Below are 15,115 nucleotides of genomic sequence, written 5' to 3' on the forward strand. Positions count from 1 at the left end.
CCAACTCCTTGGCTCACAGAACGACATGGCTACGATCCGACTTTACAAGCTGGTGGGCATGGGGAATTGATGTTTATTTCGGCTACCATCCGACAATCGGCGAAAATATTTTTACATATATTCCGCTTGTCTTGAGCACAACCTTCCAGCCAGCCTTCCGACGATTTGAATTCCCGGTTACACTTGGCGTAGGCGCTGCCATGGAAAACTATTTGAGCCGCACTTACTTTCCGGGGCTTATCTTAAAAGGTCAGGCAGGCATTTATTACCGTGTAACTCCAAGCTGGTCATTCGGAATGGAAGGGGACTATATGTATATGCCGCAGTGGTATGACAATCCGAAATACAATGATTACGGCTTGTTTGCATCATGGGCTTTATCTGCACGCTATCACTTCTAATTCAAGGAAAATAAAATGAAAAAATATATTTCAAAATTAACTGTCCTGCTGGTTTTTTTTTCAACTTTATTTGTTTCATGCAGCGGGGTTATTTTTTATGATATCAGAAAAGAAGTTGCTCTTGATGATGCAAAAATTTCAGGCGATATAAAAAGTATTATCCGCTGGACAAACGGCTCAACTGAATGTGTTGCTGTTGCAAACGGTAATATTTACTACAGAAGTGTTGAAAGCAGTGTTGTTGATTCAAAAATTGACTGGTCAACTCTTTCAAAGCCGGCTTCAAACGTAAAGGTAGAAGTTCTGGCAGCAGATGAAACAAATCTTTATGCAGCCACAATTGTTTATGAAGATGATGATGACGGCTACAACACTCCGACATCCCGCGCCCTTTACTGCTACGACGGCTCTTCCTGGACACAGCTTTATGGTTATTCTTATTCTTCGGATAATTTTACACTTTTCTGTACAAACACGCCGCAGAATACTAACCGCCATGCATATTTCAGATACGGCTCAACTGTCTGGGAATTGAGCGGAACTACAGCGCTTGCAGACATCACTGCTATAGATACAACAGGTGCATCTGATAATTCCACGACCCCAACAACAGGCGTAAAAAGCTGCACTGTTCTTGGAACTGATGTCTATTTCAGCTCAGCTTACGCAATGACTTCAAACGAAACTGCTTCAGCTGTTGCAACATATATTTACTACTGTTCAGGCGATTGCGTTTCTTACTCAGGAGATGGTTCATCATGGACAGCTGTTGACTTAAACTGTGACACAATTCGTTCTATGGCAGTTACATACGATTACCTTCTGGTTGGAACTGATGAAGGAATTGCCCATACAACAATGAGCACCGGAATCCCTTCAAGCGGTACTGCAGATTTTTCGACAAACGCAGATACAACAATGTCTTCATATTATGAAGTTCAGGCGCTTTTAGCTGTAAATCCGTCAAAAACAGAAACCGGCGGAACTCTTTTTTCTGCAATTGATACTTCAGGTACTTCAGCAAGCTTAAACAACGTCGGTCTCTGGTCATATTTTGCAAGCAAAGGCAAGTGGAACCGGGAATAGCCGTAAAAAGCGTTTTACAATCTTACAACTGCGTATAAAGGCAGGTTTAAAAGCCAGTCCTGTACGCAGATTTTTGCAAGTGAAAATCTTGTGGCTGTTTTGTTTTTGTATTTTTCACGGAAAAAGACCAGGCTTTTTGAGCGCACATTTTCACCGGCTTTTACTTCAACCGGTACAAGCACACCAGCTTTTTGAATCAGAAAATCAAGTTCATAGGTTGCTTTTTCACCACTGTAGTAGTAGGGAATGTGTTTTGTGTCTGAAACAATCTGCTGAAGCACATACTGTTCTGTAACAGCACCTTTAAATTCTACAAAAAGTTCGTTGCCTTCAAGAATAGAAGAGGCATCGAGTCCTGAATGAGCGCCCAGCAAACCGACATCGATAAAATAAAGCTTGAAGGCAGTAAAATCAGCATAGGTTTTGAGCGGAACGGCTGGTTGTGAAACTTTCTGGACTTTTGTAATTAAACCGCAGTCTTTTAAAAGTTCAATAGCTTCTTCAAAATCTTTTGCTCTGGCTCCTTCTTTGATTTTTCCGAAAAAGAATTTTTTGTTTTCTTTTGCTAGCTGCATCGGAATTGAATTCCACACGAGCCGAACTTTAGAAAGCTGTTCTTTTGGAATATATTTGCCAAAGTCATCTTCATAATCTTTTAGAATCTGATTCTGCATGGTACGAACCTGTTCGTAATTTTTGTGCTCGGAAAAATATTTGACTATTTCAGGCATTCCGCCGACATACATATACATTTTAAGCCAGTAAGAATATGTTCCGTGAAAATCATTTATAAGCTGAGTGTCTGATCCTGTAAGAACCTGTGCAAGCTGATTTTCTCCCATTGCCATGAGAAATTCTCGGAAAGTTAGCGGATACATCTGCAAGGTATCAACTTTCCCGACTGGAAAAGAAATGTCTTTATGAAGGGCAAGACCTAAAAGAGAGCCGGCTGAAGCAACTGCATATTGAGGGGCTTCTTCACAAAAGTATTTGAGAGATTCTAAGGCACGCGGACATTCCTGAATTTCATCAAAAATAATGAGAGTGTCCTCTGGTGTTACTTCAGTTTTACATTCAATATTTATGTTTGTAAGAATGCGTTCAAGATTATAGTCGCCTTCAAAAATATTTTTCATCCGCTGGTTTTTAAAAAATGTAATGTAAGCAGTTTTTTTGAAATACTGGCGGCCGAATTCTTTAAGAATCCAGGTTTTTCCGATTTGACGGGCCCCTTTTAAAATGAGCGGTTTGCGGTTTTCTTTCTGCTTCCATTCTGAAAGCTGACTGATAATAGTTCTGTTCATGAATTTGCGCTCCTTTTACATTTTTTCGGGGATAATTAACTATATTTTATACACTTTTTCGGGGTTTAACAAGTTATATTATTGCAATTTTTCGGGGGTATTTAACTATATTTTATACACTTTTTCGCGGATAAATGTATCTTTAATTTTTTTGTTTTCGTGCTATACTGTCTTTATGTCTGACCTTTTCGAATCAACAAAAACTGAAAAACAGCCTCTTGCCGCACGCATGAGACCGCGAAATCTGGATGAATACATCGGGCAGGATCATATTGTCGGTAAAGGCAGGCTTTTACGGCGGGCGATTGCAGCAGACCAGCTTACTTCAGTTATCTTTTACGGGCCTCCGGGAACAGGAAAGACAACTCTTGCCAGAGTCATTGCAAATCACACTTCTTCAAATTTTATAACGCTGAATGCAGTTTTGACCGGTGTTGCTGATATCCGCACGGCAATCAAAAATGCAGACGATTTTTACAAACTTTACAACAGACGCACGATTCTTTTTGTTGATGAGGTTCACCGCTGGAACAAAGCCCAGCAGGACGCTCTTTTGCCCTGGGTCGAAAACGGCACGATTATTCTGATTGGAGCTACCACAGAAAATCCTTTTTTTGAAGTAAACAAGGCTCTTGTAAGCAGATCCAGAGTTTTTCAGCTCAAAGCACTTACAAAAGAAGATTTGACAAAGGCCGCTCAAATGGCACTAACTGATGTTGAGCGCGGTTACGGTCACTGGAAAGTCGAATTTGAAAAAGGTGCGCTTGAACATCTTGTAGACACTGCAAACGGAGATGCCCGCTCACTTTTGAACGCGCTTGAACTTGCCGTAGAGACCACACCCGAAAAATGGAATCCCGAAGCCCGCATTCCAGAGCCTGCGTGGGGAAGCACGATTTACATTTCTAAAGAAACGGCAGAAGAATCGATCCAGAAAAAAGTCGTTCTTTACGACAGGGACGGCGACTATCACTACGACATAATTTCGGCTTTCATAAAATCGCTGCGGGGGCGTGACCCGGATGCCGCAATGTACTGGCTTGCCCGCATGATTCGTGCAGGCGAAGACCCGCATTTTATTTTCCGCAGAATGCTCATTTCTGCCTGCGAAGACACTGGCTTGGCCGACCCTTACGCTCTTGGAGTTGTTACAAGCTGTGCCGACGCTTTTGACCGCGTAGGATTGCCAGAAGGACGGTATCACTTGGCTCATGCGGCTCTTTATCTTGCAACTGCCCCAAAATCTAACAGCAGCATGGCTTTTTTTGATGCCCTTGCCTCTGTCGAAAAAGAAGATGCCGAAGTTCCGAATCACCTTCGAGATTCAAGCCGTGATGCAGAAGGATTTGGTCACGGAGACGGATACCTTTATCCGCACGCCTACCGCGACCACTGGGTAGCCCAGCAGTATCTTCCGACAGAACTTGTAGGGCGCGTTTTTTACACGCCGACCACTCAGGGCTACGAAGCAAAAATCCGGGACGAAGTTTTAAGCCGCCGCGAAATGCAGATTTCTTCAATTCTGGAAAATATTCCTCCCGAAAAGCCGGACACAGGCGCAAGCTGCGGAATGCATCCTCTCCCACACTTTGCAGGCGATTTTTCAAATCCAATCGGTGAATGGTGGATTAACAAAAATTTTAATCAGAATAACACCGTAAAATCAGAAAACCTTACCTTTACCCCAAAAGACGAACGCAAAGAAAGTGCCCTTGACCGTGCCGATAAATCATGGAGAAGCCGCTTAGACTCAAACCGTGCCGAAGTGCTTCTTGCAATCCGCGATGCCATGGTAAATCTTGCAAAGCTCACCCGCCATACCCGAAGCCTTGTCTGGAATGCCGACGACGGTCTTTTGCTCTGGGACGTAAGCCGCAAAACACCGGAAGGCATTACCTGCGGAATCTGCAGAAGCGAAAAAGGAAAGGAAATTATGGAGCAGTACGGCCGCACACTCGACGATTTAGACCGTCCTGTTCTTTCAGTGCGTCCCCAGACAACCGAAAATTACCTTACAGCCGAAAACTTTAAGGCAATTCTTGAAGATTTTGCAAAAAAAGACATCGTTTTTGACAGAATCTTCTTCCGTGACCCGTTTCTGGGTCAGGATTCCGCTGACGTTCTGGCGTATGCTTTGAATGAAGTTAAAGATTTTCCGAAAGATTTTTCAGTAATTATTTCGCAGCGGATTCCATGCCATGGTCAGAGAATAAGCGACCTGATTCGTAATCAGGTTTTATCCGGAAAACTCGACGAACTTCCAAAAAAATTTGAACTGATTCTCAAAAAAATGGAACTTTCTGAAAACGAATTCTTTGGTGACTCAGAAAATCCGCTTTTTAACTGGAATGCAGAAACGATTGCAGAAAGTTTCAAGAAGTACGGTTTTGAAGTAAAGTCAGCTTCGAAAATTGTTACCGAAAAACGCAGAATTTCCGAAACCGAGATAAATAAGTGGTTTGATTCAGAAAATTCCAGCTACGGAAAAGTGCTTTCGGCTGCAGTCGGAAACGAAGATATTGAAAAAGTCAAAAATCTTCTTCTTTCAGCAAGCCAGAAAACACTCTTCAACTGGAACACAGAGATAGAATTTATGACAGTATCTTTTATTCCTGAGAAGTAACTTCTTTGTAGAATTCACAGAAATCTGAGCGTTTTTCTTTTGTAAACTGGATTGCAGTGCGCGGATGCTGATTTAAAACACCTGTCATAAGGTATTGTAAATCATAGCCCCAGACAACGCCGTTTGCTTTCATAGGGTTCATGTAGTCTTCAATAAACTTAAGGACAGGGAAAAGCTTGTATTTTGGATTTCTTAAGAAACCAAGAAGAAGTTCCATTGCACAGTTACCTGCACCACGGCCCATTGCAGAATAGGTTGCATCAAGGAAATCTACACCGTCACCTGCTGATTCAATTGTATTTGCAAAAGCAAGTTTCTGATTGTCATGAGCATGAATACCGAGCTTTTTGTTGTATTTTGCAGCAAATTCGCCGTAAATGTCGGCAATTCGGGCAATCTGTTCCGGGTAAAGGGCTCCATAGCTGTCTACAATGTAAATTACATCGGCAGGAGACTTTCCGATTAAATCAAGGGCAACTTTTAAATCAGATTCCTGAGAATTTGAAATTGCCATAATGTTACAGCTGACTTCATATCCTTTCTTTTTTGCATCTTCAATCATATCGATTGCACCTGGCATCTGATGAAGATAAGTTGCAACACGGATTAAATCGACAGGGCTGTTTGACTTTTCCTGAATATCGGCTTTGTAATTACAGCGGCCAACGTCTGCCATAATTGCAAGTTTAAGGTCAGTATTGTTATCGCCAACGACTGAGCGGATAAAATCATCGCTTGAAAATTTACAGGGACCAAACTTTGATTCGTCGAACATTTCTTTATCAGCACGATAGCCGAATTCCATATAATCAACGCCGGCTTTTACATTTGCTTCGTAAAGTGCTTTTTCAAATCCTTCCGGAAAATAAAAATCATTAACCAGACCTCCGTCACGTAAAGTTGCATCAACAACTTTAATGCTTGGTCTAAAATCCATCAATTTAGAAAGTTCTTTCATCATTAACTCCTGTTACTTTATATAGTATCAAAAATCACAATCTTAGGAAATAGCAATCTTGAAATCTAATCTTCTTCTTACTATTATTCTGCCTATGTTAAAAAAATCTGTTTCGTTTCTTTCTTCAGCCGGACTTTTAATTGCTGCTGCAATCTGGGGATTTGCTTTTGTTATTGTAAAAGACAGCCTTGATTATATTGGTGCTGTCTGGATGCTGGCTTTTCGTTTTACAATTGCTTCAATCGGACTTTCACTCATTTACTGCAGAAAATTCAAACTCGTAACAAAAAAAACTTTACTCCGCGGCTGTGTTCTTGGATTTTATCTTTTTATGGCATATCTTGTTCAGACAATCGGCTGTAAATATACGACAGCCGGGAAAAATGCTTTTCTTACGACGGCATATGTATTTTTTATTCCGCTTTTGCTCTGGATTTTTACAAAACAGCGGCCTGCGTGGTATGTATTTTTCTGCGCGCTTATGTCTGTCACAGGAATCGGTCTTCTTGCGTTAGGAACAGGAGATTCAGGTACTGTCAATTCTGGTGATGTTCTTACTTTGTTGTGTGGAATCTTTTATGCACTTCACATAATTTTTACATCAAAATACAATGAAGAACATGATCCGGTTTTACTTACTGTTCTGCAGTTTATAGCAGCTTCAGTTCTTTCGTGGATTGTTTCACCGGTTTTTGAGAGCAGTTTTCCGCTTGAGCAGATTCAAAATCCTAAAGTAATAACTTCAATGCTTTATTTAGGAATATTTTCGACTATGATTGCTTTTGTCCTTCAAAATGTAGGATTGAAATATCTTCCTTCGGCTCTGGCTTCACTTTTGCTTTCATTTGAAAGCGTTTTTGGCGTTTTGTTCAGCACGATAATACTGAAGGAAGCAGTTACTTTAAGAATGGGAATCGGTTGTGCATTGATTTTTATGGCGGTTGTTTTGGCTCAGACACTGCCGGATTTAACGAAGAAAAAATGACGAAAAAAGCCGGGCTTATGAAAACCCGGCTTTCCTTATGATTTAAAAATTAATTTTTGCTACAAGCCCGTATGATTCTGTAGTCGGGTCTATCAAAGGCAGCATGGTAATGCTTTCTACAGGCAGATTGAGCGCTGTTTTCAGACTTTCATTTCTGTTTGCAGAATATACCCACGGAGTAATACAGCCGGCAATTTCTGATCCGATGACAAATCCGATTCCCATCGGCCATAAAACAGAATTACCTGTCATCATGAAGAGCCTTCCATTTTGCAAGTTCATCCGCTGCAGAAACCAGAATTTCATCTTCACCTCTTTTGACAATAACAAAGCGTGATTTTTCTGCGGTTCCGTTTCCCGTGACAGTCAGGCTGATTGTTGCTGCATCATTTAGAGTAACGGCATATTCACATTTTTTTGTTTTTTCGGCAGTTTCGATTGTTGCAGATCTTTTATTGTTGTGATAAAGAGCTGTTATGCCGTTTTCTGTCTTAAATTTGGCTTCATCTTTGATAATTTCAAATGTTTAATCTGTATATTGACCAAAAAATGCTTTCCCGTTATTATGTTACTATAAATAGAAACATGGAAAGGTAAAACACATGGCAATACATTCAGATAACGGATTTTTTGATAACTTTGGCGGAAAATATGTGGCAGAAGTGCTCCGCCGCCCCTTAGACGAACTCGAAACTGCTTTTAAAGAAGCCATGGCAGACAAGGCTTTTTTAGACGAACTTGAAATTATCCGCCGCGATTACATTGGCCGGGAAACTCCGCTTTATTTTGCACCTACTGCAACAAAGCTTTTAGGCGGTGCTCAGATTTACATAAAGCTTGAAGGTCTTGCAAACACCGGTGCGCACAAAATCAACAACGCTATCGGACAGTGCCTTTTGGCAAAGCGCATGGGTAAAAAGCGTATTATTGCAGAAACAGGAGCAGGTCAGCACGGACTTGCAACTGCCGCCGCCTGCGCAAAACTCGGACTCGACTGCACGATTTACATGGGCGAAGTTGATGTGCGCCGCCAGCAGCCGAATGTGGCCGCAATGGAGCTTTACGGGGCAAAAGTTCATCCTGTTACAAGCGGAAGCCGCACTTTAAAAGATGCCGTAAACGAAGCAATGCGCGACTGGGCGGCAAATCCAGACACTACCCATTATGTTTTGGGAAGTGCCTTAGGACCGGCCCCTTTCCCGGACATTGTGCGCGAGTTCCAGAGTGTAATCGGCCGAGAAGTAAAAAAACAGGCGGCAGAGCGGGGAATCAAAATCGGAGCCATGGTTGCCTGTGTGGGCGGCGGCTCAAATTCAATCGGATTTTTTGAACCTTTTATTAATGAAAAAGAGCCGCGCTTAATTGGTGCTGAAGCCGGCGGAATCGGGCCGAATGTGGGCGAAAATGCAAGCCGCATGACAGGAAACGCTGCCCGCGATGGAATCATGCAGGGCTATAAAAGCCGCTTTTTGCTTGACGAAGACGGACAGGCACTTCCGACGCGTTCAATTTCAGCAGGTCTTGATTACTGTGGAATCGGCCCTCAGCTTGCTTCTCTTGGAAAAAGCGGACGGGTTGAGTTTACTTCGATTCTGGATACAGAAGCACTGGATGCCGTTAAATTTTTTGCCAGAAACGAAGGAATTATGTTCGCCCTTGAAAGTGCACATGCAGGAGCGGCTGCAATCAAACTTGCAAAAGAAATCCCTTCTGACCAGGCAATTATAATCAATATGAGCGGCCGCGGAGATAAAGACGTCTTTATTACAAGCCCCGTTTTCCGCCCGGCTGAGTGGCTTGAGTTTTTGCATGCCGAAATTGAACGATTGGAGAGCAAAAAAGATATACATGAAGCAAAAGTGATGGGAGAAACAAAATGAATAAAATAAAATTAATGAGTCATTTAGTAGCCGGATACCCAACCAACGAACTTGCCCTTACTGCAGCCCGCGCTTTAATTAAAGGCGGTGCTGACATTCTTGAAATACAGCTGCCTTTTTCTGACCCTAGTGCAGACGGTCCTGCAATTCAGACGGCCTGTACTAAAGTTTTAGAGCGTAATTATCGTACAGCAGACGGCCTTGCTTTTATAAAACAGATTCATTCTGAATTTCCTGAAATTCCAGTTTATCTTATGAGTTATGCAAGTCTTGTTTACACTCCCGGAGTCGAAAATTTCTGTAAAAAAGCAGCTGAGTGCGGCGTTAAAGGCATGATTATCCCGGACCTTCCTTTTGATTTTGATGAAGGACTTACACAAGCCTGCAGAAAAAACGGCATGATTAATATTCCAGTTGCAGCACCAAGTATGAGTTCAGAACGGCTTTACAAAATGGCACATGCAGGTTTTCCGTATATTTATGCAGCGCTTCGTGTCGGAATTACCGGTACAGACACAAAAATTGATTCCAAGACCCTGGAATTCTTAAAAAAAGTAAGTGAAGGCGGAAGTAAAGTTTACGGCGGATTCGGTATTTCAAACGGAGAGCAGGCAAAAATTTTAGCATCTTCTGTTGAAGCAATTGTTGCAGGAAGTGTGTTTGTGCGGATTATAACAGAAAATCAAAATGACATGCAGAAACTTTCTGAATCGGTAGAAGCAAAAGCCAGGGAATTGACAGAAATTTAAAAATCTCTAATATCTACACTTTTTTAATTTTTTTAATGAGAAATTCATAAAATTTACAGAAAATATTATGAATTTCTCGTCTTTTTTAAATAATGGGGTTATAATAACCCTTATGATTAAAAAAGATGTAGAACTCTATGGACGGAAAACTTTTTTCATAGTTCCGGACGCTTCATTAATTCCAAAAACATATCTTGAAGAGTTTTTTGAAAACGGCTATGAAACATATATAATCAATGACGATTATACCTGTTCAATTCAGACGAAAGTCCGTGAAATTACAAAGCTTTTTCCAGGTTCAATTCTTTACTTTAACATTGATGCCACAATTTCTGGAATTGAATGGAAATCTTACATTCGTGAACTGTCAGAATTTTTTGGCGATGAAAATTTAATCGGTATTTTTTATTCATCAAAACAAAATCCTGAAGATGAAGAAAAAATTAAAAAATACTATATAGAACAACTTGACATAAAGGCCGGCTGTTTTGCTCTTTCTGCAAGAAATCACGACAATTTTGAATCAATTTTAAAAGTTCTTGAAAAAACAGGAGCCAGAGGCCGCCGTAATAATGTCCGTGCAAACTGTGATTCTTCAAGCTTTGTTCAGTTTAATTATGACGGGCAGGATTTTAACGCTCAGTTACTTGATATAAATATCAGTCACTTCCGCTGTAATCTGCCGTCAAGCACAAGTAAATTTCAGATTTTCGATAAAGTACGCAGGGTAAAATTATCTTTTGCAGATTATTCATTTGTTTCAGATGCAGTTCTTATCATGAAACGCGATAGTGAAGGTAAAAATCTCTGTATTTTCATGTTTATCAAAAAAGATGATATGCCGGACCTCGAACAGTCTGATTCAAAACTTTTAAATCAAAAGATTTACCAGATTGTACTTAACGAGAATATGGATAAATTACAGAATGTTTTTAAAACAGCCGATAAATAAAAAGAGTTGTAATAAATTTCAAAAAGGAGAAAAGTTATGCTTGGATTGAAAGCAAAAATTAATATGGCATTTCTGACTGTAATGCTTTTAGCAAGTGCAGGAATCGTTCTTTTTTCTTATATTAATTCTTCAGAGGAGCTTACTGCACAGGTTGAAATCGGAAATATGAACCTTGCACATGCAGCTTCTTCTGATATTCACAGCCTTAATGACCGTGAAATGAAAATGCTTCAGTCAATTGCAAATTTTTCAACAATCCGTGATCCTGAAGTTGATTTGCATGAAAAATGGGAATTAGCCAACAGTGTTATTGAAGGCATGGACGGCTATATCGGTATGGGCTTTTATGATGAAAACGGTCTGGGCTGGACAACTACCGGTGAATATAAAGATATGAGCAGCCGTGAATATCTTGAGGTTTCAATGCAGGGACAGCCGGCAATTATGGATCCAAACTGGAGTGCAGTAAACGGAAAACTTTCTACAATGTATGCTTATCCGGTTTATGATAATGACGGAACTCAGATTGGTGAAGTTGTCGCAGTCCGTGATTCAGAAGAACTTTGCCGCACTGTAGAAAATCTTACTGTCGGTCTTTATTCGCATCCAGTTGTTATTAATGCACGTACAGGAAAATATGTTGCTCATGCTGATTTAGAGAAAGTTCAGAGCGGTCTTTCAATTCTGGAAGATTCATGTGAAGGAATGAAGGGACTTATTACCAGCATCATGCAGGGTAACGATATTGGAACGGGTGTTTACTATGATGAAATTCAGGAGCAGAAATTTGCTGCATCTTATATGGCTGTTACAGATTCTGACTGGGTTGTAATTTGTGTTGCTCCTTATTCAGACTTTTATTCAGGTCTTACAAAAGTCCTTCACAACATGATTTTGATTGGTTTAGTTGCTCTTATAATTGCTTTCCTTATGGGATTGTTTGTAGTTAATTTTGCAATCAAACCTCTCAACAGGGTCGGCTCAGCTATTAAAGATATTGCTTCAGGTGATGCTGATTTAACCCGCCGTCTTCCGGTTGGTTCAAAAGATGAAATCGGACATCTTGCTTCCGGTTTTAATGATTTTACGGAAAAACTTCATACAATCGTAAGTGAACTTAAATACTCTAAGGAAGATTTGAACAGTTACGGCGAAAAGCTGGGTAAAATGGTTCAGGATAATGCAGATTTCCTTGGTGAAATGGTTCAGTCAATTCATGGTGTTAATAACGAAATTTCAAATCAGCATGCAAAGGTTGGTGAATCTGCCGGTGCTGTAGAAACAATTTCTCAGGCTGTTCAGACGCTGCGTGATTTGCTTCAGAAACAGGAACAGGGTGTAGAGCAGGCAAGTGCCGCAGTTACTCAGATGATTGGAAATATCAATTCTGTTTCAAATTCAGTTGAAAAAATGGCCGGAGAATTTGAAATTTTACAGAGTGATGTTGATAAAGGTATTAATCAGCAGCATGAAGTTAATAAACAGATTCAGGAAATTGAATCACAGTCAAAAATGCTTAATGAAGCAAACAAAGTCATTTCATCAATTGCATCTGAAACAAACCTGCTGGCTATGAATGCTGCAATCGAAGCGGCACATGCAGGTGAGGCTGGAAAAGGATTTGCTGTAGTTGCTGATGAAATCCGTAAACTTTCAGAAAATTCTGCTTCCGAATCTAAAAAGATTTCTGCACAGCTTAAAGGAATTCTGGGTGCAATTTCCGGGGTTGTTGATGCTTCAAGTCTTTCTGACCGTTCATTCACTGCCGTTGCCGATAAAATTCAGGGAACAGGAAACCTTGTCCGCGAAATCAAGCTTGCAATGGAAGAGCAGAGTGAAGGTTCAAAACAGATTGGTGATGCGCTCAGCTTCATGAATGATGCAACAGCTCAGGTCCGCACTGCTTCAGATGGTGTAGACCAGTCACGACTTGGAATTGTAAGCAATATTGATGCACTTAAAGCTTCTTCAGATGTTGTAAAAAATCAGGTAGAAAGCATGTCTGTTAATATCAAAAACATGGAAGACTCAGACAATTCTCTTCTGAACATTACAACATCTATCAACGGTTCAATTTACCGTATTGGAAGCCAGGTAGATCAGTTCAAAGTTTAATTATTTTCCAAAAACTGCTTTAATTAATTCGCTGACGGAGCTCACTTTAGCGGCTCCGTCTTCTTTTTCCGGGGCTGCAATCTGATTAAAACCTAAGTCCCGTGCGGTTTTAATTCTCTGTTTTAATCGTGGTACAGGCCGGATTTCTCCTGCAAGGCTTAGTTCTCCAATAATAACATTTCCCTGTGAAAGCGGAACGTCAGTGCGTGCAGAATAAAGGGCTGCTGCCAGGGCAGAATCAATTGCACTTTCGGTAAGCTTTACACCGCCTGCAACATTGACATATAAATCCTGGTCTGAAAATTTAAGTCCGGTCTTTTTTTCAAGAACGGCCGCAACTCTTGCAACCCTGTTTGAATCAATTTTATCAGAATAAACCCGGCTTATGCTTGCCTTTGCCGGAACTGTGAGAGCCTGAATTTCAACAAGAAATGCACGGCTTCCTTCAAAAACACAGGAATTAGCAATTCCGGAAGGAATCGGCCCGCTTCGTTTTGTGATGAACATTGTGCTTGGATCTCCAACACCTTCCAGACCTTTTTCTGTCATTGCAAAAATGCCGAGTTCGTCTACGCTTCCAAAACGGTTTTTTATTGCCCTTAAAAAGCGTACTTCATCATCGTTGCGTTCAAAAGAAACTACTGTGTCTACCATGTGTTCAAGGCTTTTGGGACCGGCTATTGTTCCTTCCTTTGTAATATGCGCACTCATTATAAGAACAGAATCCCGTTCTTTAACCCAGCCAATCAGCTCGTTTGCACAGAATTTCAACTGATTTATTGTTCCGGGAACAATTCCCGCTTCCACTGAATACACAGTTTGAATTGAATCGATAATTACAAAAACAGGATTTAAAGCTGCCAGTGCATCTTTTATGTCTTCCAGCCGCATTGTGCAGAGAATTTCAATTCCAGAAGTGTCTAAACCAATCCTGTCTGCCCTGCCTTTAATCTGTCCTGCACTTTCTTCACCGGAAATATAAAGAATCTTTCCCTTTGTATTATTGTGGATTTTAGAGCAGGCCTGAATCATAAGTGTTGATTTTCCAATTCCTGGTTCTCCGCCGATTAAAATTGCGCTGCGCTTCATCGCTCCGCCGCCAAGAACACGGTCAAATTCTTCAATTCCGGTCTGAATTCTTGTATTTTCCTGTGGTGAAATTTGTGCAAGAGGGACAGGCTTTATTTTTTCGGCGGCTGGAGAGCCAAAAGCTGCGGCGGTTGAGTTGGGATCAACGATTGCTTCTTCAAGTGTATTCCATTCACCGCACTGAGGACATCTTCCAAGCCATCGTGGCTGAGTGCAGCCACATTCAGTGCATTTATAAACAGTAGATTTGATTTTTTTTGCCATAGACTTCTCCTAGTTTATCCGGATAAAAACATCATTTGGCAGGCATGCTGCCCAGTCGTTTTCTTCCGAAACTGCACCCATCTGAACGCAGGTTTTGTTAGTGCATGGAGAGCTTTTAAAAAAAGCTTTTCCATCCTGAATCACAATAATTGACTGCCCCAGCACACTTTCGATTTGAATTTCGCGGTTTTTTGAAAGAGGGTAAATATATTCCTTTTTGTCTGCACTGATTACAAGCATGTGTTTCGTGTCTTTTGAATTCTTTAAAAAAAAGAAAGATGCTGCTGTAACTGCAATAAAGAGAAATAAAATCAGGAAATCAAGCGGCCTAAAAAGCTTCAGAATTTTGAGATTCATTCAATAAGGATAACTAAAAGCCGCTTAAAAGTCGAATTTTTTTTATGTTTTAATTGTTTTATTTCAAATTTTTAGAGTGTAGTCTGCAGATTCAGCTTGGTTTATATAAAATTTTGTTAGAATTTGGAGAATTTAGAGATTTTTTTTCAAAAAAAGTTGACAATTTTTTTTGCTTGGATTATATTTATCTCAGCTTGTAAAAAGCTGATAAACTCTCTCCGATGTCCAGCTTGCTGGACGGCAAGGCTTCCTTAAAGTGTTACTTTTCGGAAGCCTTGTTTTTTATTTATAGAATTTTTTTTTGCTTTGTGATATTCTTCTCGCACTTAAAACTTATGGAGAAATTAATGAA

Annotated in this window: 13 protein-coding genes; 8 read left to right on the forward strand and 5 right to left on the reverse strand. The window is 40.5% G+C overall.

Annotated elements, in window-relative coordinates:
- Together ACKI5B_RS10505 and ACKI5B_RS10510 are read left to right on the forward strand one after the other, a co-directional pair.
- A partial coding sequence (locus tag ACKI5B_RS10505) for a TP0733 family outer membrane beta-barrel protein (RefSeq protein ID WP_407428510.1) occupies positions 1-401 on the forward strand: 401 nt, incomplete at its 5' end.
- A 15-nt stretch (positions 402-416) separates the two neighbouring features.
- Positions 417-1,487, forward strand: coding sequence for a hypothetical protein (locus ACKI5B_RS10510; RefSeq protein WP_407428512.1), 1,071 nt, complete (start codon positions 417-419; stop codon positions 1,485-1,487).
- A 14-nt stretch (positions 1,488-1,501) separates the two neighbouring features.
- Here the strand turns inward: ACKI5B_RS10510 and ACKI5B_RS10515 are convergent, their stop codons facing one another.
- Positions 1,502-2,791, reverse strand: coding sequence for an ATP-binding protein (locus ACKI5B_RS10515; RefSeq protein WP_407428514.1), 1,290 nt, complete (start codon positions 2,789-2,791; stop codon positions 1,502-1,504).
- 175 nt (positions 2,792-2,966) lie between these two features.
- Between ACKI5B_RS10515 and ACKI5B_RS10520 the strand changes: the two genes are divergently transcribed.
- Positions 2,967-5,414 (forward strand): AAA family ATPase, encoded by a 2,448-nt coding sequence (locus tag ACKI5B_RS10520; protein WP_407428516.1) that lies wholly within the window; start codon positions 2,967-2,969, stop codon positions 5,412-5,414.
- On the opposite strand, the gene ACKI5B_RS10525 is transcribed toward ACKI5B_RS10520, so the two are convergent.
- Positions 5,398-6,372, reverse strand: coding sequence for an aldolase catalytic domain-containing protein (locus ACKI5B_RS10525; RefSeq protein WP_407428518.1), 975 nt, complete (start codon positions 6,370-6,372; stop codon positions 5,398-5,400). The genes ACKI5B_RS10520 and ACKI5B_RS10525 overlap by 17 nt on opposite strands.
- 94 nt (positions 6,373-6,466) lie before the next feature.
- Between ACKI5B_RS10525 and ACKI5B_RS10530 the strand changes: the two genes are divergently transcribed.
- Positions 6,467-7,357: a DMT family transporter gene (locus ACKI5B_RS10530; RefSeq protein WP_407428520.1), complete on the forward strand. Its 891-nt coding sequence runs from the start codon at positions 6,467-6,469 to the stop codon at positions 7,355-7,357.
- A gap of 42 nt (positions 7,358-7,399) precedes the next feature.
- On the opposite strand, the gene ACKI5B_RS10535 is transcribed toward ACKI5B_RS10530, so the two are convergent.
- On the reverse strand, positions 7,400-7,663 hold the full coding sequence (locus ACKI5B_RS10535; protein ID WP_407428522.1) for a hypothetical protein: 264 nt from the start codon (positions 7,661-7,663) through the stop codon (positions 7,400-7,402).
- A gap of 296 nt (positions 7,664-7,959) precedes the next feature.
- On the opposite strand from ACKI5B_RS10535, the gene trpB reads away from it, so the two are divergent.
- The 4 genes from trpB to ACKI5B_RS10555 all read left to right on the forward strand — a co-directional run bounded on the left by trpB (position 7,960) and on the right by ACKI5B_RS10555 (position 13,053).
- Positions 7,960-9,237 carry a tryptophan synthase subunit beta gene (trpB, locus tag ACKI5B_RS10540; RefSeq protein ID WP_407428524.1) on the forward strand — a complete coding sequence of 426 codons (1,278 nt, stop codon included), beginning with the start codon at positions 7,960-7,962 and terminating at the stop codon, positions 9,235-9,237.
- Complete coding sequence (gene trpA / locus ACKI5B_RS10545; protein WP_407428526.1) at positions 9,234-9,986, forward strand: tryptophan synthase subunit alpha; 753 nt, start codon at positions 9,234-9,236, stop codon at positions 9,984-9,986. Before trpB ends, trpA begins: the two co-directional genes overlap by 4 nt.
- Positions 9,987-10,098: 112 nt before the next feature.
- Positions 10,099-10,938 carry a hypothetical protein gene (locus tag ACKI5B_RS10550; protein WP_407428528.1) on the forward strand — a complete coding sequence of 280 codons (840 nt, stop codon included), beginning with the start codon at positions 10,099-10,101 and terminating at the stop codon, positions 10,936-10,938.
- A gap of 36 nt (positions 10,939-10,974) precedes the next feature.
- Positions 10,975-13,053: a methyl-accepting chemotaxis protein gene (locus ACKI5B_RS10555; RefSeq protein WP_407428530.1), complete on the forward strand. Its 2,079-nt coding sequence runs from the start codon at positions 10,975-10,977 to the stop codon at positions 13,051-13,053.
- Here the strand turns inward: ACKI5B_RS10555 and radA are convergent, their stop codons facing one another.
- Both radA and ACKI5B_RS10565 read right to left on the reverse strand, forming a co-directional pair.
- Positions 13,054-14,406: a DNA repair protein RadA gene (radA, locus tag ACKI5B_RS10560; protein WP_407428532.1), complete on the reverse strand. Its 1,353-nt coding sequence runs from the start codon at positions 14,404-14,406 to the stop codon at positions 13,054-13,056.
- A gap of 9 nt (positions 14,407-14,415) precedes the next feature.
- Positions 14,416-14,763 (reverse strand): NusG domain II-containing protein, encoded by a 348-nt coding sequence (locus tag ACKI5B_RS10565; protein WP_407428534.1) that lies wholly within the window; start codon positions 14,761-14,763, stop codon positions 14,416-14,418.
- Positions 14,764-15,115: the final 352 nt, after the last annotated feature.

Source organism: Treponema sp., assembly GCF_045657965.1.
Taxonomy (GTDB): Bacteria; Spirochaetota; Spirochaetia; order Treponematales; family Treponemataceae; genus Treponema_D.

Bases quoted from the DNA above. Each gene is read 5' to 3' on its own strand.
- ACKI5B_RS10530 (WP_407428520.1), top strand. From the start codon at position 6,467: ATGTTAAAAAAATCTGTTTCGTTTCTTTCTTCAGCCGGACTTTTAATT.
- ACKI5B_RS10535 (WP_407428522.1), bottom strand. From the start codon at position 7,663: ATGAAATTCTGGTTTCTGCAGCGGATGAACTTGCAAAATGGAAGGCTC.
- ACKI5B_RS10510 (WP_407428512.1), top strand. From the start codon at position 417: ATGAAAAAATATATTTCAAAATTAACTGTCCTGCTGGTTTTTTTTTCA.
- ACKI5B_RS10520 (WP_407428516.1), top strand. From the start codon at position 2,967: ATGTCTGACCTTTTCGAATCAACAAAAACTGAAAAACAGCCTCTTGCC.
- trpA (WP_407428526.1), top strand. From the start codon at position 9,234: ATGAATAAAATAAAATTAATGAGTCATTTAGTAGCCGGATACCCAACC.
- radA (WP_407428532.1), bottom strand. From the start codon at position 14,406: ATGGCAAAAAAAATCAAATCTACTGTTTATAAATGCACTGAATGTGGC.
- ACKI5B_RS10555 (WP_407428530.1), top strand. From the start codon at position 10,975: ATGCTTGGATTGAAAGCAAAAATTAATATGGCATTTCTGACTGTAATG.
- ACKI5B_RS10550 (WP_407428528.1), top strand. From the start codon at position 10,099: ATGATTAAAAAAGATGTAGAACTCTATGGACGGAAAACTTTTTTCATA.
- ACKI5B_RS10515 (WP_407428514.1), bottom strand. From the start codon at position 2,791: ATGAACAGAACTATTATCAGTCAGCTTTCAGAATGGAAGCAGAAAGAA.
- ACKI5B_RS10565 (WP_407428534.1), bottom strand. From the start codon at position 14,763: ATGAATCTCAAAATTCTGAAGCTTTTTAGGCCGCTTGATTTCCTGATT.
- ACKI5B_RS10525 (WP_407428518.1), bottom strand. From the start codon at position 6,372: ATGAAAGAACTTTCTAAATTGATGGATTTTAGACCAAGCATTAAAGTT.
- trpB (WP_407428524.1), top strand. From the start codon at position 7,960: ATGGCAATACATTCAGATAACGGATTTTTTGATAACTTTGGCGGAAAA.